Genomic DNA, 22,722 nt, shown 5'->3' on the forward strand with positions numbered 1-22,722 from the left:
TCTGTACGCTTCCCAGAAATTGATCAACCGATCAACTGGATCCGGAGGAACGCGATGCCCTGGAGGATGCCGGCCGAGACCGCGCCGCACGAGCGCACCTGGATGGCCTTCCCGCGCGTCGGGTTCACTCTCGGCGACACCGAGGCGGATCGCGCCGAGGGGTACGCCGCCTGGACGGCCGTCGCCCGCGCCGTGGCCGAGTTCGAGCCGGTCTCGATGCTCGTCGACCCGACCGAGACCGCGCGGGCGCGCGACCTTCTCGGCAGCGGGATCGACCAGCACGAGACGCCGGTCGACGAGTTCTGGATGCGCGACCACGGCCCGACCTTCGTCGTCGACGACGAGCGGCCCGGCGTCCTCGGGGCCGTCGACTGGATCTTCAACGGGTGGGGCGCCCCCGACTGGGCGGACTGGCGCCTCTCCGCCGAGCACGCCCGCATCATCGCGGCCCACGTCGGGGCGGAGCTCGTCAGCTCGATGCTGGTCAACGAGGGCGGCGGCATCCACGTCGACGGTGCGGGCACCGTGCTGCTGACCCAGACCGTCCAGCTCGACCCCCGCCGCAATCCCTTCGCCGATCGGACGCGCGTCGAGGCCGAGATGCTCCGCACGATCGGCGCCGACACGGCCATCTGGCTGCCGCGCGGACTCACGCGCGACTACGACGAGTTCGGCACGAACGGCCACGTCGACATCGTCGCGACCTTCGCCGCGCCCGGACGGGTGCTCCTGCACGCGCAACCCGACCCCGCGCACCCCGACCACGCCCTCATGCCCGAGATCCGCGCCGCCCTCGAGGCGGCGACGGATGCCGCGGGCCGGCGCCTCGAGATCATCGACCTGCCGGGCCCCGCGCAGCTGCGCGACGACGAGGGCTTCGTCGACTTCAGCTACGTCAACCACCTCGTCGTCAACGGCGGGGTCATCGCCTGCGGCTTCGGCGACCCCGCGGCCGACGACCGCGCCCGCGGCATCCTCGCCGACGCCTACCCCGGCCGCCGCGTCGTGACGGTCGACGCGCGCCCGCTCTTCGCCCGCGGCGGCGGCATCCACTGCATCACCCAGCAACAGCCCGCCCCCGCCCCCTCCCCTTCCCCCGTCGACTCGCCACACTCTGCGGATGCCGCCCCCGCCGGATCCGCACTTCCTGGCGACTCGTCGGTGGGCGCGACGGGGACAGACCGGTGATCGAGGTCTGGGAGGCCTCCATCAGCGAGCTGGGGGCGGCGCTCGCGCGCGGCGAGACCACCGCGGTCGGGCTCGTCGAGGCGTACCTCGCGCGCATCGACGCTTACGACGGCCCGGACACCGCCACCGCGCTCAACGCGATCGTGGTCCGAAACCCCGATGCCCTCGCCGAAGCCCGCGCATCCGATGAGCGTCGCGCGCGCGGCGAGAGCCGCGGCCCGCTCGACGGCATCCCCTACACCGCGAAGGACAGCTACCTCGTGCGCGGCCTGACCGCGGCCGCCGGAAGCCCCGCGTTCGCCGACCTCGTCGCCCAGCGCGACGCCTTCACGATCGAGCGGCTGCGGGATGCCGGCGCCATCTGCCTCGGGCTGACCAACATGCCCCCGATGGCCAACGGCGGCATGCAGCGCGGTCTCTACGGGCGGGCCGAGAGCCCGTACAACGCCGACTATCTGACCGCCCCGTTCGCGTCGGGATCGTCGAACGGCTCGGGGACGGCCACCGCAGCGAGCTTCGCCGCGTTCGGGCTCGGCGAGGAGACGTGGTCGAGTGGGCGCGGACCGGCCTCGCACAACGCCCTCTGCGCCTACACCCCGTCGCGCGGCGTGATCTCGGTGCGCGGCAACTGGCCGCTCGTCCCGACGATGGATGTCGTCGTCCCCCACACCCGGACGATGGCCGATCTGCTCGCCGTGCTCGATGTCGTCGTCGCCGACGATCCCGACCCTCACGGCGACTTCTGGCGGGTGCAGCCCTGGGTCGAGATCCCGGCCGCCTCGGCCGTCCGCCCGCAGACCTACCGCGACCTCGCGGTCACGGGCCCCGCCGACGCCCGCGCGGTGCTGGCCGGCCGACGCATCGGTATTCCGCGCATGTACATCGGCGCCGATCCGGATGCCGGCACCGCCGACTCCCCCGGCATCGGCGGGCCGACCGGGCGACGCATCGAGACGCGGCCAAGCGTGATCGCGCTGTGGCGGTCGCTTCGCGCTGAGCTCGAGGCAGCCGGAGCCGAGGTCGTCGAGACCGACTTCCCCGTCGTGTCGCGCTACGAGAACGACCGGCCCGGCGCGGGGTCCATCGCGACGAACGGTCGCGTGAGCCCCGAGTACCTGCGCCGCGAGATCGTCGATCTGTCGGCCTGGGCCTGGGACGACTTCCTCCGGGCCAACGGCGACCCCGCCTTCCCCGGCCTCGCGCGCGTCGACGGAGCACGGATCTTCCCGCATCCCGACGGCGCCCTGCCCGACCGCTACGACGGATTCGACGACGACATCGCCGGGTATCCCGACTGGGTCCGCGCGCACCCGCGCGTCGCGCTCACCGACATCCCGCATCTCGAGGCCGGGCTCCGCGGGCTCGAAGAGACCCGGGCGGTCGACTTCGAGGAGTGGATGGATGTCGCGGGCCTCGACGCCGTCGCCTTCCCCGCCGTCGCCGATGTCGCACCCGCCGACATGGACGTCAACTCCGCGTCGGCCGATCTCGGCTGGCGCAACGGCACGTGGATCGCCAACGGCAATCTCGCCATCCGCCACCTGGGCATCCCGACGGTGACGGTTCCGATGGGACTCCTCCCCGACATCGGGATGCCGGTCGGCCTGACGATCGCCGGGCGCGCGTACGACGACAGCGCGCTGCTGCGGCTCGGGACGGCCGTCGAGGCGATCGCTCCGCGGCGGGTCGCACCGCCGCGGACTCCGCCGCTGACCTGATCCATCCGCCGGGCACCGACCTGTCCCGCACCGCCCCGACGGAACTACCCTCGACGCAAGGAGGACCCATGACCGAGCGCTTCCCCGCCCGCATGCACGACGTCACCGATGAGACGCGCGCGATCGTCGATCTCGTGCTGGAGTATTCGCGCGGCCGGCTCCTCGCCGAGGACACCCCGCTCGACAAGCCCCTGCCACCCTCCGAACTGCGGCGCCTGGCCGGGCGGACGATCGACGCGGGCGGTATCGGCGCACGCAAGGCCATCGGCGTCTTCGAGCACATCCTCGCGCCGTCGTGCATCTCGACCGACGACCCCCGCTACCTTTCCTTCATCCCGAGCGCCCCGTCGAAGGCCGCCGCGGCGTTCGATCTCGTCGTCTCGGCGAGCGCGCTCTACGGCGGGTCGTGGCTCGAGGGCGCCGGAGCGGTGCACGCCGAGAACGAGGTGCTGCGCTGGCTCGCCGACGAGTTCGGGCTGCCCGCGAGCGCCGGTGGTGTCTTCGTGCAGGGCGGCACGCTCGGCAACCTCTCGGCGCTCGTCGCCGCTCGCGAGTCCGCCCGCGGGCGCGGCATCCGTCCCGACCGCTGGCGTGTGGTCTGCAGCGCCGAGGCGCATTCCTCGATCGCGTCGGCGGCCCGCGTCATGGACGTCGACGTCGTCGCGGTACCCGTGGCCGATGACGGCGTGCTGCGGGGCGAGGCGGTGCGCGCCGCACTCGCGGAGCACGGCGAGAGCGTCTTCGCCGTCGTCGCGACCGCCGGGTCGACGAACTTCGGCATCGTCGACGACATCGCCTCCGTATCGGCTGTCACGCGCGAGCACGGCGTGTGGCTGCACGTCGACGGCGCTTACGGCCTCGCGGCGATGCTCTCCCCGATCGCGCGCCACCGCTTCGCCGGTGTGGAGAACGCCGACTCGGTCATCGTCGACCCCCACAAGTGGCTGTTCGCGCCGTTCGACGCGTGCGCGCTGATCTACCGCGACCCCGAGCTCGGGCGACGGGCGCACACGCAGCACGCCGAGTACCTCGACACGCTGACCGAGACCTCCGACTGGAGCCCGTCCGACTACGCCGTGCACCTCACGCGCCGGCCGCGCGGCCTTCCGCTGTGGTTCTCGCTCGCGACCTATGGCACCGACGTGTACCGCGACGCGATCACGCGGTCGATCGAGCTCGCCGAGCGCATCGCCGCCGAGATCGAACGCCGCCCGGAGCTCACACTGGTGCGCCGACCTCAGCTCGGTGTCGTCGTCTTCGAGCGGGTCGGGTGGGAGCGGTCCGACTATGCGCGCTGGTCGTCGGATCTGCTGGAGCGTCAGCACGCGTTCGTCACCCCGAGCAGTCACACGGGGCGGACGAACGCCCGGTTCGCGATCCTCAACCCCCGCACGACGTACGACGACCTGACCGGCATCCTCGACACGATGGCTTGATCGACGCGATGGGGCCTCATCACGTCGCGCAGGACGACGTGAGGCCGAGCGCGACGGAGAGGAAGCCGATCGTCGCGGTGTTGGTGGCGGCACGCTCCCACCCGCCGGGGCCGACGGCGTACAGGGTGAAGACCGACGAGCCGAGCTCGACGAGGCTTGGCGCGAGCGATACCGACGTGGCCGTGGCCGGAAGCGTGCCGGAGCGGTTGGAAGAGCCCACGAGCGTCCACCGGTACCCGGTGATATTGCCGCCCACCGGTGCCGTGTTCCACCCGACGACCGCGGGAACGAGCAGCCCGGATTGCACGCACCGCACCGCACCGGGCGATGTCACGGTCACGGCCGAGAGGCTCGTCGAGGCGGCGACCTCGGCGTCGACCCAGGCCGCATCCGTCTCCACCGGTGCGATCAGCCCGACGGCGACGCACCCGGCGAGCGCGAGCCCCGCGGCGACGAACCACGAACGGCTCCGAGGCCGCGGGGAGCTCACGCGCGCCCCCTCGGCCTACGCCGCCGCGACCGGTCTCCCCGGTCTCGCCGCGGCCAGAAGATCGCCACGACGAGCACCGTCGCAGCCCCGGTCACCCCGGCCATGACGGGCGGCGTCCCCACGCCAGCGATGAGCGGCGCGATGCCCGGAACCGAGAACATCACGATCCGAACGCGCTCCACGTCGTAGGGGAACGGATCCTCGACGACATTCGCGTCGCCGCGCATCGTGATCCGACGCGCCTCGGGGTCACCGTCCGGAACCGCGACGACACTCGTCACCCGGTGCGTGATCGGCAGCTTGCCCGCGCGCTCGACGGTCACGACGTCACGCACGCGGACCTCGGACGCCGGGATGCCGCGAGCGACGGCCGCCGCACCGGCGGGGATCGTCGGCGACATCGAGCCGGTGCTGAACAGCGTCACCCGGACGTCGAACACGGCCGCCGCGATCGTCAGCGCGATGCAGAGCGCTCCTGTCGCCGCAGCGAGCACGAGCATCGCGTCACCGACGCGCGAGAGGGGCCGCCGTCGTGGGGTCACGACCCGCGCCGTCCGGGCTTCGGCGCGGGTCGCCGGCTTCGTCAGCTTCGTCACCGTGGTCGGCGAGGTCATACGGATCTCAGCTCGCCGATGTTCCCGTGAACGTCCACGTCACCGTTCCGGAGGTTCCCTGGAAGGAGTTGGCCGCACCGGGCTGGATGCGCACTTCGACGCAGAAACCGAGCTGCGCCCCCGCGGCGTCGATCGGGTTCGCGACGATGGTGCCGGGAACCGTGGTCACCGGGATGTAGGTCGAGGCGCTGCCCGCGACGAAGACGGGGGTGCCCGACGTGAACGCTGCGGCATTGCAGGTCGCGGTGGGGACTGCGGCACTCAGCCGGACTGCGCGGTACTCGAGTGCCGGCGCCAGCCCGCCGGTCGCGGTCGCGGATGTCAGCGAGATCGTGCCCCCGACGGTCGAGGCGGGCGACGTGCGCACGTTGATCCAGGCCTGAGCGAGGGCACCCGGTGAGAGCGCACCACCCGAGAAGGTCAGGGTCGCCGCATTCGGCGCCGTCGCGTGACTCGCATAGGTTGGAGAGCCAGCCGTCTGCGACTGCGTGTCGAAGACGCTCGCGACGAACGACCCGGTGGCCACCTCGCTGTCGGTCCAGGCGGCGATCGTCGATGCCGTGCCCACCCCGAGCACGCTTCCCGCCGCGAGGACCGCCAGGACGCGTCGGCGCCGCCACCGGCGTCGCGCATCCCCTCTCGTCTGCATCCGCGGAATCAGGGCAGCGTGTCGCCCGAGGTACCCGCGAACTCCCACGTGATCGTCCCGGCTTCGCCCTGCTCGATCGCACCGGCAGTGACCACGAAGCAGAGGTTCACCGGGGTCCCGGCGGCGGTGAGGTCGAAGACGTCGACGGTTCCGGTCGCGTCGGCGGCACGGTCTGCGACGACCTCCGTGCCCGTGGGCGGGGTGGCTGCCGAACACGTCACGCCGAAGTCGTCCTCGACGAAAAGCGAGTACGTGAGGTCGTCGCCGATGGCTCCGCCGATGACGTTCTCGACAGAGACGGCGGCCTCGTTCGTCGAGGTGCCCGACAGCTGCACGGCGAACGGCGCGTAGACCACGTCATCGGGGGCGAGGGCGTCGGCGTCGAGCGTGAAGGTGAGGGTCTTACCCGGTGCGGCGGCATCGCTCGTGAACGTCGTCCCGTCGGTGCTGCCCTGGAGGTCGAACGACCCGGCGCCGAACGTTCCCGTGGCGAACTCCGAGTCGTTCCAGACAGCGAGCGTGACGATCGCACCGACCCCGAGGACCAGGCCGCCCGCGGCGAGCGCCAGCGCCATCCGCCGGCGGCGCTGCGGGTCGGGGGACGCATCCGCCCGGGATGGTTCTGCTGATGCGGGTGCGGATGTCATGGGCGGGGCTCCTCGGGCGCGACGCGGACGGTTCAGATCCTGAGGACTGTAGCCGCGGAATGTGCAGGTCCGAGAGGCTTCCGTGCCGAGACCAGTACACCGGGATTCATCCTCGGCATCCCTCAGTAGCCGGGTTCGCCGACTACTGAGACCCGCGCCCCGAACTCAGCGTCAGCCGATGACGGCGATGCGCTGCTCGTCGCCCGCGGGCGACACCAGCACGATCTCGCCCGGACGAGCGTCGTCCGAGACGCCGTCGACCCCGAGCACGCTCAGCCGGGGGGCGTAGTCCATCGTGCAGACCTGATCGGCCGCTCCGGCGGCCTCGGTGGCGCGCACCGCGTCACCGTCGAGCGCCACGGTCTCGAACACGGGCGGGCAGCTCGACGAACCCCAGGTGAGCAGCACGAGTCCCGCGTCATCGAACCAGCCGGCGCTCGGCACCATGTCGCCGGTCACCTCGCCCGTCGGCCCCTCGAGCCCGGCGACTCCGTCCAGATCGGCGTCGCCGGTGTATCCGCCGGTCACGACGATGTCGACGTCCTGGGTGGGGTCGACGCCCGCCGGCAGCCCGACGTACGACGCGCGCGGAACGTAGTCGCGCGTGCAGGCCGCGCCCTCGGGGTCGGTGAGCGCGACGGTGACCGTCTGTCCCGACGCCGTCACCTCGCCGACGACGGGCTGACACGAGGAGCTGCCGTAAGTCACGAGGCCGACAGCACGGCCGCCGTCGAGCCACGCCGCCTCGACATCGGCGTCCTGCGACGGCGCCGCCGAGCCGGTATCCGACCCGCTGGCACCCGTGTCGCCGGGCGCGGCCCCGCCGGGGGTCGTGGCGCAGCCTGCGAGCGCGAGCGCCGAGAGGAGCAGCAGAGCGGATGCCGCGGTCGTGCGTGTCGTCGTCATGGTCTCATCCTTCCGTCATCCCGAAAGTGTCGCGTCGCCGCGCATCGTCTCAGAACCCGATCACTGCAGCGCGGAGGTCAAGCGCGCGAGGTTGTCGAGCACCGTCGACCGGAGCGGCTGCTTCATCCACTCCTCGAGGGTGAGCTCACGCGAGAGCGACCGGTACTGGTCTTCGACCTGACGCAGCTGGGCGATGAACTCCTCGCCGCGCACGAGCATGGAGATCTCGAGGTTCAGACCGAACGACCGCATGTCCATGTTGCTCGAGCCGATGATGGCCACATCGTCGTCGATCGTCAGGCTCTTCGTATGCAGGATGTAGGGCTTGCGATACATCCAGATCTTCACGCCCGCCCGCAGCAGCGCCTCGTAGTAGCTGCGCTGGGCGTGGTAGACCATCGCCTGGTCGCCCTCTTCCGAGACGAACAGCTCGACCTGCAGGCCGCGCTGGCAGGCCGTCTGCACCGCCAGCAGCAGCCCCTCGTCGGGCACGAAGTACGGGCTCACGATGATGACGCGCTTCTGCGCCGCGAACAGCAGGGCGGTGAACAGCTTGAGGTTGTTCTGGAACTCGAACCCGGGCCCGGACGGGACGATCTGGCAGTCCAGGTCGCCCGGCCCGCTCTCGAGCTCGAACAGACCCACGTCTTCGGAGGGCGCCGAGCCGGTCTCGCTGTACCAGTCCGAGAGGAACACCGCGTCGATGCTCGCCACCACGGGACCCTGCACCCGCACCATCAGGTCGACCCAGTGCAGGCCGCGCTTGATGTTCTTCTTCAGGTTGTAGGTCGAGTCGGTCATGTTCTGCGACCCGGTGAACGCCACCCGCCCGTCCACGACGATGAGCTTGCGGTGGTTGCGCAGGTCGGGCCGCTGGTATTTGCCGCGCAGCGGCTGCACCGGGAGCATGTGGTGCCAGTCCGCGCCCATCGCCGTGAGGCGCTTCACCGTGGCGCGATAGTTCGGCTTGCCGCGGTTGGCCCAGTAGTCCAGGAGCACGCGCACGGTCACACCGCGCGCGGCGACCTCTTCGAGCGCGGCGAAGAAGACGTCGGTCGTCTCGTCGGACTGGAGGATGTAGAACTCCACGTGCACGTACCGCTCGGCTTTGCGGACCTCCTCCGCCATGCGGCGGATGCTCTCCTCGTAGTCGGAGATGATCTCGGCGCCGTTGTCGCCCGCGAGCGGCATCGCGCCGAGGTTGCGGTTGAGCGTGACGACCGAGGTGAACCACGCGGGGGCGTCGGGACGCAGAGTGCCGAAGTCGAGCCCCTGACTGGTCTCGCGGATGTACTGGTTGATCTCGCGCTGCATCCGGCGCCGCTTTCGCGGCAGACGGGGATTGCCGATCAGAAGGAACAGCAGCACGCCGACGAACGGGATGAAGTAGATCGCGAGCAGCCACGCCATCGCGGCCGTGGGGCGCCGATTGCGGGGCACGACGATGATCGCCGTGACGCGGATGACGAGGTCGGCGATGAAGACCAGGACGAGCCACCAACCGGGGAACTCGAACGCGGTGAACTCGATCGTCACGCCGCCCCTCCGATCTCCTCGGAATCAGCGTATCGGGCGCGACCGCTCATCCCACGGGTTCAGGGGGCCGAGCTGTCGGGCGCGGGAGCGGCGAGCCCACGGGCCGCACGCTCCTCGGCCTCGATCTTCGCGTACGCCCGGCGCTCGGTGCGATCCATGCGCAAGATGCCGCGGAGGACGAAGACGAAGAGCACCGAGACCACGAGGGTCGGCAGCAGCGACCAGATGACCGCGCTCACGTATTCGTCCATGCCCCCTATCGTACGTGTCCCCGCTGATGAAAGGCCCAGTCGGGCAGGTGGCCGATCTGCGCGAACGACGCCAGGATCTCGGCGAGCCCGTGGTCGGGGTCGATCTCGAGCGCCCGCTCGGCGTACGACGCGGCATGCGTGGATCGCCCCAGCGCCCAGGCGAGCCACGCGCACAGCGCGAGCGGTCCCGGCCGCAATCGACGCGGGGCCAGCGCGGCTACCTCGCGCACCACCGCGAGCGCGGCGAGCAGGCGGTCGGGGTCGGGTCTGTCGCCGTCGCCCCACATGATGCGCCCGAGCCGTTCGGGATACTCCTCACCTCGCTCCCACCGTCGCTGGGCTTCGAGGGCGTCCTCGCCGCGGTCGGCATCCGTCGCCCACTGCACGAGGGCGACATCGCGCAGCGACGGTCGTGACAGGCACCAGACCAGCAGCGCCACGACGAGAGGGTCGAGCTCGGCGGGATCGCCCCCGAGCACCCGCTCGAACAGTCGCGGCGGGGCGTCGAGCTCGCACGCCGCCTCGAGTGCGGCGGGGTCGACACCGCCGCCCTCCGCCCCCGACTCGCGCGTATGCCGGCGGCCACCGCCCACCCGGGGGATGCCGCACACCACCGCGAGCGCCGTCTCGAGCGAGCGGAGCGCGCCGCCCACCGCGCGCCGTTCTGCGGCGCTACGACGCGGCAGAACGGCGCCCGATGCGTGATCGCTGTCGATCGCGGGATCGGGGCCCGGACCGGGGTGCCGCGCAGCGGCCCGCTCGATCTCGTCGAGAGACCGGCCGCCCGTCGGGCACGACGAATCGAGGTGCGACCCCCAGCCGTCGGTCGCGACGGTCAGCAGGTCGACGACCCGCACACCGCAGACGTCGGCCGCCCGGCTGACCGCCGTCAGGACGGGCACCCCCGGCAGCCCGTCAGCCGCCGACTCCGGGACGTACGCGATCGCTGTCAGGGCATCGGCGTCCGGAATGCGGCACACCATCCCGACGATCGTCGCAGCGGCACTGTCGAGGTCGCCGAGCGCGCCGGTCGGCAGGTCGACGCGCATCGCGCCGAGGCTCCGCGACCCCGCGAAAGGCACCACGATGAGGCTTCGGCTCGGGACGAAGCCGAGCAGATGAGGAACGAGGGAGAGAAAGTGCGCGGCATCCGCGGCGCGAACAGTCGTGGTCATGCAGACCAGGCTGGCGCCGGGCGAGGCGGTGCAGAGCGCGAGCGGGACGGGATGTGGAAACCCGGACGGACCTCGCGGCCTCGCAGGAATCGGCGGTTACTTGACCAGCGGGAAGAGGATCGTCTCGCGGATGCCGAGGCCCGTGATCGCCATGAGCAGGCGGTCGATGCCCATGCCCATGCCGCCGGTGGGCGGCATCCCGTGCTCGAGCGCCCGCAAGAACTCCTCGTCGACGCGCATCGCCTCGTCGTCGCCGCGAGCGGCGAGCTTGGCCTGCTCGACGAAACGCTCGCGCTGGATGACCGGGTCGACGAGCTCGGAGTAGCCGGTCGCCAGCTCGAAGCCGCGGACGTAGAGGTCCCACTTCTCCACGACGCCCGCGATCGTGCGGTGCTCACGGACGAGCGGCGACGTGTCGACAGGGAAGTCCATCACGAAGGTGGGGCGCTCGAGCCCGCCCTTGACGAAGTGCTCCCAGAGCTCCTCGACGAGCTTGCCGTGCGTCGCGACCTTCTCGGGCACGACGACGCCCACCTCGGCGGCGAGCGTCTGGAGCTCCTCGAGCGAGGTGGCGGGCGTGATCTCGCGCCCCGCGGCGGCCGAGAGCGAGTCGTACATCGAGATGCGGTCCCATTCGCCGCCGAGATCGAACTCGGTGCCGTCGGCCCACGTGACGGTCGTCGATCCCGCGACGGCGATCGCCGCGTTCTGGATGAGCTCCTGCGTCAGATCGGCGATGCCGTTGTAATCGCTGTACGCCTGGTAGGCCTCGAGCATCGCGAACTCGGGGCTGTGGGTCGAGTCGGCGCCCTCGTTGCGGAAGTTCCGGTTGATCTCGAACACGCGGTCGATCCCGCCCACGACGGCGCGCTTGAGGAACAGCTCGGGCGCGATGCGCAGGTACAGCTCCGTGTCGAAGGCGTTCGAGTGCGTGATGAACGGGCGCGCGGCGGCACCACCGTGCTGCACCTGCAGCATCGGGGTCTCGACTTCGAGGAAGCCGTGCTCGTCGAACGTGCGACGCAGCGAAGCGTTGACCTTCGCTCGGGCCACGACCGTCTCGCGCGCGGTGTCGCGCACGATGAGGTCGAGGAAGCGCGAGCGCACGCGGCTCTCCTCGCTCAGCTCGGAGTGCAGGTTCGGCAGCGGCAGCAGCGCCTTCGACGCGATCTGCCACGCGGACACCATGATCGACAGCTCGCCGCGGCGGCTGGAGATGACCTGGCCCGTGACCGAGACGTGGTCGCCCAGGTCGACGAGCTCCTTCCACGCCTGCAGCGGCTCGTCGCCGACCTCGGCGAGCGAGACCATGGCCTGGATGCGGCTGCCGTCGCCCGACTGCAGCGACGCGAAGCAGAGCTTGCCGGTGTTGCGGCTGAACACGACGCGTCCCGCGACCGACGCGGTCACGCCGGTCTCGGCGCCCGCCTCGAGGTCGGCGAAGCGCTCGCGCAGCGCCGGGATGGTGTCGGTGACGGCCACGGCGACGGGATAGGCGCCGCCCGCGGCATCCGCTCGTTCGCTCAGCAGCCGCTCGCGCTTGGCGAGGCGCACGGCCTTCTGCTCGATGACGTCGTCGGCGTCGTCGACGGGGGGCACGGGCGCGTCGCTCATGGCAGAAAAACTCCTCGGGATTCGACGTGCCAGTCTACCGAGCGCGCCACGGCTGCTCGGCGATACACCCGTGCTCGGCGATACACCCGTCGGACCGGCGGTGCTGGTGTCGCCTCGGCGGCGCCGCGGCACGACTCCAGCACCGCCGGTCCGACGAATGTGCACCCAGCACGCCGCCGGCAGCGCCGAGCCGGCCGGCTACGCGACGGGACCGCGGGCGACGCGCAGGCCGATGTCGTCGTGCGCGCTGTCGGGGCGGGCCCCGCGGCGCGTGCCGGCCCGCACGGATGTCGCGGCGTCGGCGAACCCACCGCCCCGGAACACCCGGTCGCGCGACCCGGTGTGGGGGGAGAAGAGGTCCCAGCACCACTCCGAGACGTTTCCGAGCATGTCGAACAGGCCGAAGAGGTTCGGATGCCGCCCGCCCACGTTCTGCGGCGACGAGAGGTTGTCGGCCGCGGTCCAGGCGATCTCGGCGAGCGGGCCGTAGTGCGCCGCCGCCGAACCCGCACGGCAGGCGTACTCCCACTCGCGCTCCGTCGGCAGCCGGTACCCGTCGGCGTCGTCGTACCAGTGCACCTCGTCGCCGTCGACGGCGTAGGCGGAATCGAGCCCCTCCCACTCCGACAGCGCGTTGCAGAAGCGCACGGCCCGAAGCCACGACACCGCGACGGCCGGGCGACGGGGATGCGCGGCGGTGATCCCGAGCACCTCCCCGAGCTGCTCTTCGGTCACGGGATAGACGCCGATCTCGAAGGAGGCGACCCGCGGTCCCCGCCCCGCGCCGGCGACAGGCAGCTCTCCGGCCGGGATGCGGGCGAGCTCGACGTCGCTCACAGCAGTTCGTCGTCGGGGTCCGCGCCCCGGCCCGCGGCGGTGAGCGCACGGTCGACCGTCGAGTGCACGAGCGTCGAGAGGAAGCGCCCCGGGGCGTCGACTCCGGCGTCTTCGAGCAACGCGGCCGATTGCTGGACGATCGAGGCGGCGAACTGCGTCGCGGTCGCGATCGCCTCGCCGTAGGCCGGACGGTCGGCGTCGGCGACGACGACGGGCTCGCAGCCCAGCTCGACGGCGAGCGCCTGCCCGATCGGCAGGACGGCTGCCGGCGCGGTCACCGCGGCGTAGGCGCCCGTGAGCTGGCGGAGGTCGAGGGTCGACCCGGTGAACGCGATCGCCGGGTGCACCGCGAGCGGGATGGCGCCTCGCGCGGCCGCGGGCGCCAGCACGTCGAGCCCGTGCCCGGGATCGGTGTGCAGCACGAGCTGCCCGACCTGCCAGGCACCGAGCTCGGCGAGGCCGCTGACCAGCGGGCCGAGCTCGTCGTGCGGCACCGCGATGACGACGAGCTCGCTGCGGCGCACGACCTCGTCGGCGTCGAGCACCGGCACCCCCGGGATGACCGCGTCGACGCGTTCCCGATCGGAACCCGCGGTGACGCCGGTCAGCGCATGACCGGCACCCGCGAGCGCCGCGCCGATAACAGGCCCCACCCGGCCGGCGCCGATGATGCCGACGCCCAGGCGCGAGTTCGCGGTCATCGTCCACCCTCCGGAGGCGTCTGCCCCGCCGGCGGCGTCTGCTCCGCGGGAGGCGTCTGCTCCACGGGAGGCGTCTGCTCCACGGGAGGCACGAACGGAGGCGCATAGGGCGGGGGCGGCACAGTGCCCGGCGGAAGCTCCGTCGCGCTCGGCGGGGGCGGCACGGGGCTCGGGCCGGCACTCGGGCTGGGCGCCGGAACAGGCGTGGCCGGAACGGGCGGCACCGGCTCGACGGCATCCATCAGCGCGTCGGCATCCGCCAGCGCGTCGGCATCCGTCGGTCCGTCGGCATCGGTCGTCTCCGCCCAGCGGTGCGAGCGGTCGGATGCCGCCGCGGCGACGGCCACCCGGGCGACGCGCTCGAACGCCGCGATCGCGTCGTCGCGATCGATGCCCGCGACCGCGGTGAGCACCGGCCCCGAGACGGTGTGAGCGCGCAGCGTCGCGACCCGCAGCGCGCGTGAGACCGGCCCCTGGTGCAGCGCGACCGACTGCAGCCGCGCGAGCGGCAGCACCGCGAGCATGCGCCAGATGAGCCCGCGTCGCAGCATCAGCAGGTCGCCGTTGATGGCAAGACCGTTCCGGCGCCACGACAGCAGACGCACGATGCGTGCGCGCCGCGGCGTCGTGACGTATCCCCCGGCGGACGAGCCGCCGAGCACACCGTCGCGGATGATCGCCGCGCGCTCCTCCTCGCTGGCCGACGGCAGGATGAGGCCGAGCACCCGCTCGACGTCGGCGAGCGTGCCGACGGGAAGGACCGTGGTGAACTGGTCGGTCGTCGTGTCGGAGGCGCTTCGGCCGGTCATGCGGTTGATCCGAACCGTCCACCACCCGAACCCGCGCCAGAGGATGGACTGCGTGATCTCCACGGCGTGGATGCGTCCGGGAGGCAGAATCTCCGACACGGTCGTGAGCAGGCCGAACGTCACGCGCACGCCGTCACGCGTCGGCGCGATGGAGTAGCGCAACGACTTCACGATCGTCCGCACCCAGTACGCCCCGAAACCGAGCAGTGCCGGGAAGTAGGCGAAGAGCACCCAGAACACGCCCTGCGACAGGGCGATCGCGAGCGCGGTGGCGCCCGCGAGGATCACGACGGTGCCCCAGCTGGCGAGCTGCGACCCGATGAGTCGCCCGGGCGGGATGCGCACGACGGACTCGGGCTCGGCGGCATCCGCATCGTCGCCTTCGATGAGACCGGTGATGCCGCGTGCGACGGTGTCGGCCACCGCGATGCGCGCTCCGCCGGCGGCTGCCGCGGCAGCCCGCTGCTCGGCGAGGCGCTGTCCCGAGGCGAGCCGCAGGATGTCGGCGCGGATCGTCTCGGCGTTACCGGTCGAGAGGTACTCGAGCTTGACGTTCGCGTCGGCGCCCGCACCCACGATCTCGAGCTTCGCCGCCCCCAGAAGCCGCGCGACCGCGGGGCGGGTGAGGTTGACGCCCTGCACCCGGTCGAGCGGTGCGCGGCGCTGCGTGCGCGAGAGGATGCCGCTGCGCACCTCGACGTCGTCGTCGGTGATGCGGAACGTGTGGAAGCGCCACGACAGATAGAACGCCCCGATGATGAGCGCGAGCAGGCCGACGGTGACGAGCAGGGCGATCAGCAGGAGGTTGTTCGCCAGCACCCACCCGATGGGGTCGCCGGCGGCCTCGTACTCCTCCCACTCGTCGATGGGCGCATCGGGCGCGAGCGCCGGCACGAAGATGCTGATGAGCCGGTCGCGCATGTTCGCGACGACGATGCCGAGCACCACGAGCAGCGCCAGGCCGCCGCGCAGCAGCGGCGTCAGCGGATGCAGCCGATGCCACTCGCCGTCGCTCAGCGGCGAGCGGACGAGCTCGGACGGCGGCGCGGAGACGGTCGCGTCGGCCGGGGGCGGGCTCGGAACGGAGTCGCTCACAGCCCGGTCCGCCGCGATTCCGCCACCGACATGAGGTGGTCGCGCAGCGCCTCGGCGGCCTGCTGCGTGAGGCCCGGGATCACGACGCCCGTCGCTGCAGCGGCGGTGACGAACTTCAGCTGCGCGATGCCGAATCCGCGGTCGAGGGGCCCGTGCGTGATGTCGACGAGCTGCATCCGCCCGTACGGCACGGCCACCATGCGCTGCCACAGGATGCCGCGACGGAAGACGAGGTCGTCCTCGCGGAGCTGGTAGCCGATCGAGCGCACCTGGCGCGGCAGGATCGCCATGCCCGCGACGGTGAGCACGATGAGGATGACGCCCGGGATGAGCGCCCACGACTGATCGGCCACCAGGAGCAGCACGAGCATCACGGCGACGATGATCGCCAGGATGAACCCGTTGCTGATGAGCTGGACGGCGAGGTACTTGCGCGAGATCTGGTGCCAGACGCCGTGCTCGAGGGCGAGCCTCCCGGCACCGCGCGGCTCGCGGATGCGGTCGTAGGTGCCGGCGTCGAGGGTGGCGTCGATCGCACCCGGCTCCGCAGCGTCAGTGGTGGGAGGGAGTGGCGTCGGGCTCGGGTGGTCCGGGCTGGTCGTCATCGTCGTCCTTCCGAATGGTGCAGAGCTGTTCTGCGATCACACCGGCCGCCACGAGCACCACGGCTCCGACGATCGCGGCGACGACCGCTCCCGTCGAGCCTACTGACGGCGGCACCGGCCGTGTGAGAAGGAAGAGCAGGAGGCCGACGCCGACACCGCCGACGAGCGCCCCGACGATGCTCGACGCCTTCGCGAGCATCGCCACGCGCACCGCCCGGAACGGGTCGACCCGCGGAGCCTGGCCCCGGGTCGCCCGGCGGATCGGCAGCGCGAGGGCGATGACCGAGACTCCCAGCAGCACGAACAGGACGGGGAGCATGACCGACGGGGTGAAGGTCGCGCGGCCCGCGCCCGTGAGCACCTGGTCGATGACGAACCCCGCGGCGATGCCGAGCACCGCCGACACGATGAGGGTCGCGGGAGAGGTTCGTCTCACAGCGTGCTCCCGGGCAGAGCCGCCAGCAGCGCGTCGACGCGCCCGCGTCCGGGGAGCACGGCGTCGGGGTCGACCGCGAGCCACGGCCGGAGCACGAAATCGCGCTCGTGCGCACGCGGATGCGGCAGGACGAGCGTCGGGGTCTCGCACACGACGTCGCCGTGCGCGATGAGGTCGAGATCGAGCGTGCGATCCTGCCACCGGGCCTGATCGGCCGAGCGCGGGGCCCGGCCGTGACGCTCCTCGATCGCGTGCAGGTAGCCGAGGAGCACGCTGGGGGCGAGCCTGGTCTCGACGAGGGCCACGGAGTTGAGATAGGCGGGGGCCGCGGCATCCGGGCCGTCGAGGGTCAGCGCGACCGTCTCGATCGGCTCGGCGGCGCGCACCACCTGCGTCAGCGGCAGCCGGTCGAGGTCCGCGATCGCGCGTGCGACGGTCTCGGCCCGGTCGCCGAGGTTCGCACCGATCGCGATGACGGCTCGGCGCGCGGCGGGGTTCTCGGCCGCACGGGGCTCGGGCGATTCCTGGGCGAGGCGGCGGCTCATCGGTTCTCCCGTCGTCGGCTGAGGGTCACGCTGACATCGCCGAACGGCACCGCGATGGGCGCCTGCGGCTTGTGCACGGTCACGGCGACGGCATCCACACGGTCGAAGGCGAGAGCCGCACGGGCGATGCGGTCGGCGACCGTCTCGACGAGGTTCGCCGGCTCTCCCGACAGGATCGCGGCGACCTGTTCGGCCAGCTCCCCGTAGTGGACGGTGTCGGCGACGTCGTCGCTCGCGGCGGCATCGGCCAGCGACAGGTCGAGCTCGACGTCGGCGATGAACTCCTGACCCTCGCGCCGCTCGTGCTCGTAGACGCCGTGATACCCGACGGCCCGGATGCCGCGCAGCGTGATCCGATCGCTCATGAGCCCTCCCGCCACCGCGAGCGCACCGCCAGCGCGTCTCGGGTCGTCGCGACGTCGTGCACCCGCACGCCCCACGCTCCCGCGTCGGCGGCCAGCGCGCTCGTCACGGCGGTCGCGAGGTCGCGACGGCCGATGTCGGTGCCGTCCGCGCCGGGGGTGTCCGCGCCGGGGGCGTCTCCGATCGCCTCGCGCAGGAAGCCCTTGCGGCTCGTGCCGACGAGCACACGCCTCCCGAGTCCGACGATGCGGTCGAGGCGGTGCAGCACCGCCCAGTTCTGTTCGCCGCGTTTACCGAAGCCGATGCCCGGGTCGAGGATGATGCGCGAGGGGGCGATACCGGCCGCGGCTGCCGCGCTCACGCGCTCCTGGAGCTCGGCGACCACTTCCGCGACGACGTCGTCGTAGCGGGCGGTGGCATACATATCGGTCGAGTGTCCGCGCCAGTGTCCGATGACGACGTCCGCGTCGGATGCCGCGACCGCGGCGAACATGTCGGGATCGGCCAGGCCTCCCGAGACGTCGTTGACGATCCGGGCTCCGGCGGAGACGGCGGCTGCAGCGGTGCCGGCGTTCATGGTGTCGACGCTCGCGACGATCCCCCGCGCTGCGAGGGCCTCGATCACCGGGACGACACGACCGCGCTCGAGGTCGGGGTCGACGCGCTCGGCACCCGGGCGGGTCGACTCGCCACCGACGTCGACGATGTGCGCGCCGGCTCGTCGCAGCGTCTCAGCGTGGCCGATCGCGGCGTCGAGATCGAGGTACCGCCCGCCGTCGCTGAACGAGTCGGGCGTGATGTTGAGGATGCCCATGATCGTCGTCATGCCGCGCCGCCTGAGATCAGGGCGATCAGCTCGGCCCGCTCGGCCGGCTCGGTGTAGACGCCGCGGGCGGCGACGGTCACTGTCGAGGCATCCGCCTGACGTCCGCCGCGCATCGTGACGCACTCATGGGCGGCATCGAGCACGACCAGCACGCCGCGCGCGTCGAGCGCACCCGAGATCGTGTCGGCGATCTGCTCGCCCAGACGCTCCTGCACCTGCGGCCGCGCCGCGAGGGTGTCGACCACGCGCGGCAGCGCGCCGAGCCCGACGACCTGCTCGCCCGGCAGGTACGCGATGTGGGCGTGCCCCGCGAAGGGCAGCAGATGGTGCTCGCAGAACGAACGGAACCGGATGCCGCGCACCATGACCGCGCCCGACGGCAGCGTGTCGGGCGCCGGACCCCGCGCCACCGAGATCGTGTGCGCGAGCGGTTCGGCGGCGTCGGCACCGACTCCCGAGAAGAACTCGGCGTACGCGTCGGCGACCCGCTGCGGGGTCTGCTTCAGCCCGGGACGGTCGGGGTCCTCCCCGATCGCCTCGAGCAGGTCGCGCACGAGGGCGGCGACGCGTTCGCGATCGACGGCCACGCCCCGAGCCTACGCGGTCGCGGGTCGCGCCTGCCCCGAGGGGCGACGGTGCGGAGCCCGCTCGGCGGCGGTCTCGGCTTCGGTCTCGGCGACGGTGGATGCCGCCAGCCCGGCCTCTTCGCGACGCTTGGGGACGTCGATCGGGGGCAGGGACGACACCGGGCGGTCCTGGCTCGAGAGCCACTGCGGGCGCGGCGGGAGCTTCTTGATGTCCTTGAAGATCTCGGCGAGCTGCAGGTGGTCGAGGGTCTCCTCTTCGAGCAGCGCGAGCGCGAGCTTGTCGAGGATGTCGCGGTTGGCGTTGATGACCTCGTACGCCTCGTTGTGGGCCTGCTCGATCAGCAGCCGGACCTCGGCGTCGACGCGCTCGGCGATGCGCTCGGAGAAGTCGCGGCCGTGACCCATGTCGCGGCCCATGAACACCTCGCCCGACGACGACCCGAGCTTCACGGGGCCGACCTCGGTCGTCATCCCGTACTCGGTGACCATCTTGCGGGCGATGCCGGTGGCCTTCTCGATGTCGTTGGAGGCGCCGGTCGTCGGGTCGTGGAACACGACCTCCTCGGCGACGCGTCCGCCCATCGCGTAGGTGAGCTGGTCCTGGAGCTCGTTGCGCGTGACGGAGTACTTGTCTTCGAGCGGCAGCACCATCGTGTACCCGAGCGCCTTGCCGCGCGGGAGGATCGTGACCTTCGTGACCGGGTCGGAGTGGTTCATCGCGGCAGCGGCGAGGGCGTGGCCGCCCTCGTGGTACGCCGTGATGAGCTTCTCCTTGTCCTTCATGACGCGGGTGCGGCGCTGCGGACCGGCGATCACGCGGTCGATCGCCTCGTCGAGCGCGCGCATGTCGATCAGCTGCGCGTTGGAGCGCGCGGTCAGCAGCGCGGCCTCGTTCAGCACGTTCGCCAGGTCGGCACCGGTGAAGCCCGGGGTCTTGCGAGCGATGACGGCGAGGTCGACCGAGGGCGAGAGCGGCTTGCCGCGTCCGTGCACCTCGAGGATCTTCTGACGGCCCTTCAGATCGGGGGCGTCGACGCCGATCTGCCGGTCGAAGCGGCCCGGACGCAGCAGCGCCGGGTCGAGGATGTCGGGACGGTTCGTCGCCGCGATGACGAGCACCGAGACCTTCGGATCGAAGCCGTCCATCTCCACCAGCATCTGGTTGAGCGTCTGCTCGCGCTCGTCGTGACCGCCGCCCATGCCGGCGCCGCGGTGGCGGCCGACGGCGTCGATCTCGTCGATGAAGATGATGGCGGGCGAGTTCTCCTTCGCCTCCTTGAAGAGGTCGCGAACGCGGCTCGCGCCGACGCCGACGAACATCTCGACGAAGTCCGAGCCCGAGATCGAGTAGAACGGGACGCCGGCCTCGCCCGCGACAGCGCGTGCGAGGAGTGTCTTACCGGTTCCGGGAGGGCCGTACAGCAGCACGCCCTTCGGGATGCGAGCGCCGACGGCCTGGAACTTGGTCGGGTCCTTCAGGAAGTCCTTGATCTCCTGCATCTCCTCGATGGCCTCGTCAGAGCCGGCCACGTCGCCGAAGGTGACCGTCGGGGTCTCCTTCGTGACGAGCTTGGCCTTCGACTTGCCGAACTGCATGACGCGGCTGCCGCCGCCCTGCGCGCTCGACATCAGGAACCAGAAGAGCAGGCCCAGCAGCACGAGCGGCAGCATGAGCGAGAGGAAGCCGTCGAACCACGTGGCCCGCGGCACGACGTCGTTGTACCCGTCGGCGGGGTTCGCCGCGTCGACGGCCGCGACGACCTCGTCGGCACGCGCGGAGGTGTAGTAGAACTGCACCTGCTTCGAGCCCTCGAAATCCTCCGAGAGCGTCAGATCCACGCGCTGATCGCCGTCCGTGGTCTGCACCTTCGTGACGGTGTCGCCCTTGAGCAGCTCGAAGCCCTGCTGGGTCGTGATCTGCTTCGCACCGGTGAGGCTGGAGATCAGCATGAAGCCGATCAGCAGCAGCGCGCCGATGAGCAACACGTACATCAGCGGGTTGCGCGTGACTTTCTTGACGTCCATGGTGCGATCAGGCTACCCCGCGACGACTATGCGGGCTCTGTGCGTTCGTTTTGGGCGTACCGGGAGCCGGCTCGCCCGACGAGGGATCGACGCCCGCTCAGCTGTAGACGTGGGGCGCGAGGATGGCGACATCCCGCAGGTTGCGGTACTTCTCCGCGTAGTCGAGGCCGTAGCCCACGACGAAGTCGTTCGGGATGTCGAAGCCGACGTACCGGCAGTCGATCTCGACCTTCGCCGCCTCGGGCTTGCGCAGGAGGGCGAGAACTTCGAGCGACTCGGCACCGCGCGACTGGAAGTTCTCGAGCAGCCAGCTGAGGGTGAGGCCCGAGTCGATGATGTCCTCGACGATCAGGACGTGCTTGCCGTGCAGGTCGGCGTCGAGGTCCTTGCGGATCTGGACGACACCGCTCGACTTCGTGCTCGCGCCGTAGGACGACACCGCCATCCAGTCCATCGTGATGTCGCGCTTGAGCGCGCGGGCGAAGTCGGCCATGACCATCACCGCGCCCTTGAGGACGCCGACGAGGATGAGCTCCTTGCCCTCGTAGTCGGCCTCGACCCGGGCGGCGAGCTCGGCCAGCTTGGCCTGGATCTCCTCCTCCGTGACGAGGACGTCGGTGAGCTGGTCGGCGATCTCGGCGGCACGCATGCGACGAGTTTAGGCGCCGCTCCCGGCCGCCGAGAACTCGACGAGTCGGCCGACGCGGCGGGCGCGGCATCCGGGAAGGTCGATCGGTCCCTGGCCGGAGTAGTCGGTCACGAGCCGGGCGACCTCGAGGGTCTGGCTGCGCGACAGGCTCTCGTGGAACTCGCTCTGCACGACGTGACGGATGATGCGGTGGCGCAGCGCCGGCGGGTTCGCCGCGAGCGCCGCGACAGAGATCGCGATGCCCGCCTCGGCCGGCTCGACGATGTCTTCGATCGTCTCGGCGATCATGTCGTCGAAGGCCTGCGCATCCTCGCGCAGCTGCTCGGCGGTGCGGGCCAGCGCCTCGGCCACGCCCGGACCGAGCTCGGACTCGAGGAGGGGCAGCACACGCTCGCGGACCCGCACCCGCCGGAAGCGGTCGTCGCGGTTGTGCGGGTCGAGCCAGGGGTCGAGTCCGGCCGCCGCGCACGCCGCGACCGTGGTCGCTCGGCGGACCGCGAGCAGCGGGCGAAGCCAGCGCACGCCCGAATCATCATCAGTGCGGTCGGGGGCCATGCCCGCGAGGCTCGTCGCGCCGGCACCTCGAGCGAGCCCGAGCAGCACCGTCTCGGCCTGGTCGTCGAGCGTGTGGCCCAGCAGCACGGCGGCGGCGTTCGCGTCGCGCGCGGCATCGCTCAGCACGCCGTAGCGCGCCTCACGGGCCGCGGCCTCGGGGCCGCCCGCGGTGCCGACCTCGACGCTCACGACCAGCGGGTCGAGACCGAGCTCCGCGGCGGTGCGGGCGGCGGCGAGCGCGACCTCGTCGGAGCCCGGCTGCAATCCGTGGTCGACCGTCACCGACGCGGCGCGCAGGCCGAGCTTCGGGGCCTCGAAGGCGGTCGCAGCGGCGAGGGCCAGCGAGTCGGGGCCGCCCGAGAGCGCGACGATCACGGTGCTGCCCGCGGGCAGTGCCGACAGCGACGCGCGGACGGCGCGACGGACCTCGGCGAGGGCGGGGTTCAGCGACGGCACGCCCCTACG

General features: G+C 71.7%; 24 protein-coding genes. 3 read left to right on the top strand and 21 right to left on the bottom strand.

Going from position 1 to position 22,722, the window contains the following annotated elements:
* Positions 1-54: 54 nt before the first annotated feature.
* From C3481_RS07890 to C3481_RS07900, 3 genes are all read left to right on the top strand, one after another.
* Entirely contained in the window at positions 55-1,188 is a 1,134-nt protein-coding gene (locus tag C3481_RS07890; protein ID WP_103841515.1) for an agmatine/peptidylarginine deiminase, read from the top strand.
* Positions 1,185-2,906 (top strand): amidase, encoded by a 1,722-nt coding sequence (locus C3481_RS07895; protein ID WP_103841517.1) that lies wholly within the window; start codon positions 1,185-1,187, stop codon positions 2,904-2,906. Before C3481_RS07890 ends, C3481_RS07895 begins: the two co-directional genes overlap by 4 nt.
* Positions 2,907-2,974: 68 nt before the next feature.
* Complete coding sequence (locus tag C3481_RS07900; RefSeq protein ID WP_103841519.1) at positions 2,975-4,342, top strand: aminotransferase class V-fold PLP-dependent enzyme; 1,368 nt, start codon at positions 2,975-2,977, stop codon at positions 4,340-4,342.
* 19 nt (positions 4,343-4,361) lie between these two features.
* On the opposite strand, the gene C3481_RS07905 is transcribed toward C3481_RS07900, so the two are convergent.
* From C3481_RS07905 to tilS, 21 genes are all read right to left on the bottom strand, one after another.
* Positions 4,362-4,832 carry a hypothetical protein gene (locus C3481_RS07905; RefSeq protein ID WP_064956388.1) on the bottom strand — a complete coding sequence of 157 codons (471 nt, stop codon included), beginning with the start codon at positions 4,830-4,832 and terminating at the stop codon, positions 4,362-4,364.
* The gene (locus tag C3481_RS07910) at positions 4,829-5,446 is read right to left on the bottom strand and encodes a S26 family signal peptidase (protein WP_103841521.1); all 618 of its coding nucleotides are present in this window, start codon (positions 5,444-5,446) and stop codon (positions 4,829-4,831) included. Before C3481_RS07910 ends, C3481_RS07905 begins: the two co-directional genes overlap by 4 nt.
* 7 nt (positions 5,447-5,453) lie before the next feature.
* Complete coding sequence (locus tag C3481_RS07915) at positions 5,454-6,095, bottom strand: SipW-dependent-type signal peptide-containing protein (protein WP_036304703.1); 642 nt, start codon at positions 6,093-6,095, stop codon at positions 5,454-5,456.
* A gap of 8 nt (positions 6,096-6,103) precedes the next feature.
* Positions 6,104-6,742: a CalY family protein gene (locus tag C3481_RS07920; RefSeq protein ID WP_258039054.1), complete on the bottom strand. Its 639-nt coding sequence runs from the start codon at positions 6,740-6,742 to the stop codon at positions 6,104-6,106.
* 171 nt (positions 6,743-6,913) lie between these two features.
* A complete protein-coding gene (locus C3481_RS07925) occupies positions 6,914-7,648 on the bottom strand; it encodes a hypothetical protein (protein WP_023952912.1) in 735 nt (244 codons plus the stop codon).
* A 60-nt stretch (positions 7,649-7,708) separates the two neighbouring features.
* Positions 7,709-9,178 carry a cardiolipin synthase gene (cls, locus tag C3481_RS07930; RefSeq protein ID WP_258039092.1) on the bottom strand — a complete coding sequence of 490 codons (1,470 nt, stop codon included), beginning with the start codon at positions 9,176-9,178 and terminating at the stop codon, positions 7,709-7,711.
* 65 nt (positions 9,179-9,243) lie between these two features.
* Positions 9,244-9,435 carry a hypothetical protein gene (locus tag C3481_RS07935; RefSeq protein ID WP_064956394.1) on the bottom strand — a complete coding sequence of 64 codons (192 nt, stop codon included), beginning with the start codon at positions 9,433-9,435 and terminating at the stop codon, positions 9,244-9,246.
* A 5-nt stretch (positions 9,436-9,440) separates the two neighbouring features.
* Positions 9,441-10,610: a DUF4192 family protein gene (locus C3481_RS07940; RefSeq protein ID WP_103841527.1), complete on the bottom strand. Its 1,170-nt coding sequence runs from the start codon at positions 10,608-10,610 to the stop codon at positions 9,441-9,443.
* Positions 10,611-10,706: 96 nt separating this feature from the next.
* Positions 10,707-12,224, bottom strand: a complete 1,518-nt coding sequence (gene lysS / locus C3481_RS07945; protein ID WP_103841529.1) for a lysine--tRNA ligase — start codon at positions 12,222-12,224, stop codon at positions 10,707-10,709.
* 198 nt (positions 12,225-12,422) lie between these two features.
* Positions 12,423-13,061: an SUMF1/EgtB/PvdO family nonheme iron enzyme gene (locus C3481_RS07950; RefSeq protein WP_103841531.1), complete on the bottom strand. Its 639-nt coding sequence runs from the start codon at positions 13,059-13,061 to the stop codon at positions 12,423-12,425.
* Positions 13,058-13,762 carry a DUF2520 domain-containing protein gene (locus C3481_RS07955; protein ID WP_023952922.1) on the bottom strand — a complete coding sequence of 235 codons (705 nt, stop codon included), beginning with the start codon at positions 13,760-13,762 and terminating at the stop codon, positions 13,058-13,060. Before C3481_RS07955 ends, C3481_RS07950 begins: the two co-directional genes overlap by 4 nt.
* The gene (locus tag C3481_RS07960; protein WP_308457277.1) at positions 13,759-15,666 is read right to left on the bottom strand and encodes a PH domain-containing protein; all 1,908 of its coding nucleotides are present in this window, start codon (positions 15,664-15,666) and stop codon (positions 13,759-13,761) included. The genes C3481_RS07955 and C3481_RS07960 overlap by 4 nt, the downstream gene beginning before the upstream one ends.
* The gene (locus tag C3481_RS07965) at positions 15,663-16,271 is read right to left on the bottom strand and encodes a PH domain-containing protein (protein ID WP_023952926.1); all 609 of its coding nucleotides are present in this window, start codon (positions 16,269-16,271) and stop codon (positions 15,663-15,665) included. Before C3481_RS07965 ends, C3481_RS07960 begins: the two co-directional genes overlap by 4 nt.
* Positions 16,219-16,707, bottom strand: coding sequence for a DUF3180 family protein (locus C3481_RS07970; RefSeq protein WP_023952928.1), 489 nt, complete (start codon positions 16,705-16,707; stop codon positions 16,219-16,221). Before C3481_RS07970 ends, C3481_RS07965 begins: the two co-directional genes overlap by 53 nt.
* Positions 16,704-17,252, bottom strand: a complete 549-nt coding sequence (gene folK / locus C3481_RS07975; protein WP_103841533.1) for a 2-amino-4-hydroxy-6-hydroxymethyldihydropteridine diphosphokinase — start codon at positions 17,250-17,252, stop codon at positions 16,704-16,706. Before folK ends, C3481_RS07970 begins: the two co-directional genes overlap by 4 nt.
* Positions 17,249-17,617: a dihydroneopterin aldolase gene (gene folB, locus C3481_RS07980; protein ID WP_088379852.1), complete on the bottom strand. Its 369-nt coding sequence runs from the start codon at positions 17,615-17,617 to the stop codon at positions 17,249-17,251. The genes folK and folB overlap by 4 nt, the downstream gene beginning before the upstream one ends.
* Entirely contained in the window at positions 17,614-18,441 is an 828-nt protein-coding gene (folP, locus tag C3481_RS07985; protein ID WP_103841535.1) for a dihydropteroate synthase, read from the bottom strand. Before folP ends, folB begins: the two co-directional genes overlap by 4 nt.
* Positions 18,438-19,028, bottom strand: a complete 591-nt coding sequence (folE, locus tag C3481_RS07990) for a GTP cyclohydrolase I (protein ID WP_103841537.1) — start codon at positions 19,026-19,028, stop codon at positions 18,438-18,440. The genes folP and folE overlap by 4 nt, the downstream gene beginning before the upstream one ends.
* A gap of 9 nt (positions 19,029-19,037) precedes the next feature.
* Positions 19,038-21,053 carry an ATP-dependent zinc metalloprotease FtsH gene (gene ftsH, locus C3481_RS07995; protein WP_023952934.1) on the bottom strand — a complete coding sequence of 672 codons (2,016 nt, stop codon included), beginning with the start codon at positions 21,051-21,053 and terminating at the stop codon, positions 19,038-19,040.
* A 97-nt stretch (positions 21,054-21,150) separates the two neighbouring features.
* The gene (gene hpt, locus C3481_RS08000) at positions 21,151-21,702 is read right to left on the bottom strand and encodes a hypoxanthine phosphoribosyltransferase (RefSeq protein ID WP_023952935.1); all 552 of its coding nucleotides are present in this window, start codon (positions 21,700-21,702) and stop codon (positions 21,151-21,153) included.
* A 9-nt stretch (positions 21,703-21,711) separates the two neighbouring features.
* Entirely contained in the window at positions 21,712-22,713 is a 1,002-nt protein-coding gene (gene tilS / locus C3481_RS08005) for a tRNA lysidine(34) synthetase TilS (RefSeq protein ID WP_103841539.1), read from the bottom strand.
* Between the last annotated feature and the right edge of the window lie 9 nt (positions 22,714-22,722).

It is taken from the genome of Microbacterium sp. Ru50, from assembly GCF_002920555.1.
Lineage (GTDB): Bacteria > Actinomycetota > Actinomycetes > Actinomycetales > Microbacteriaceae > Microbacterium > Microbacterium arborescens.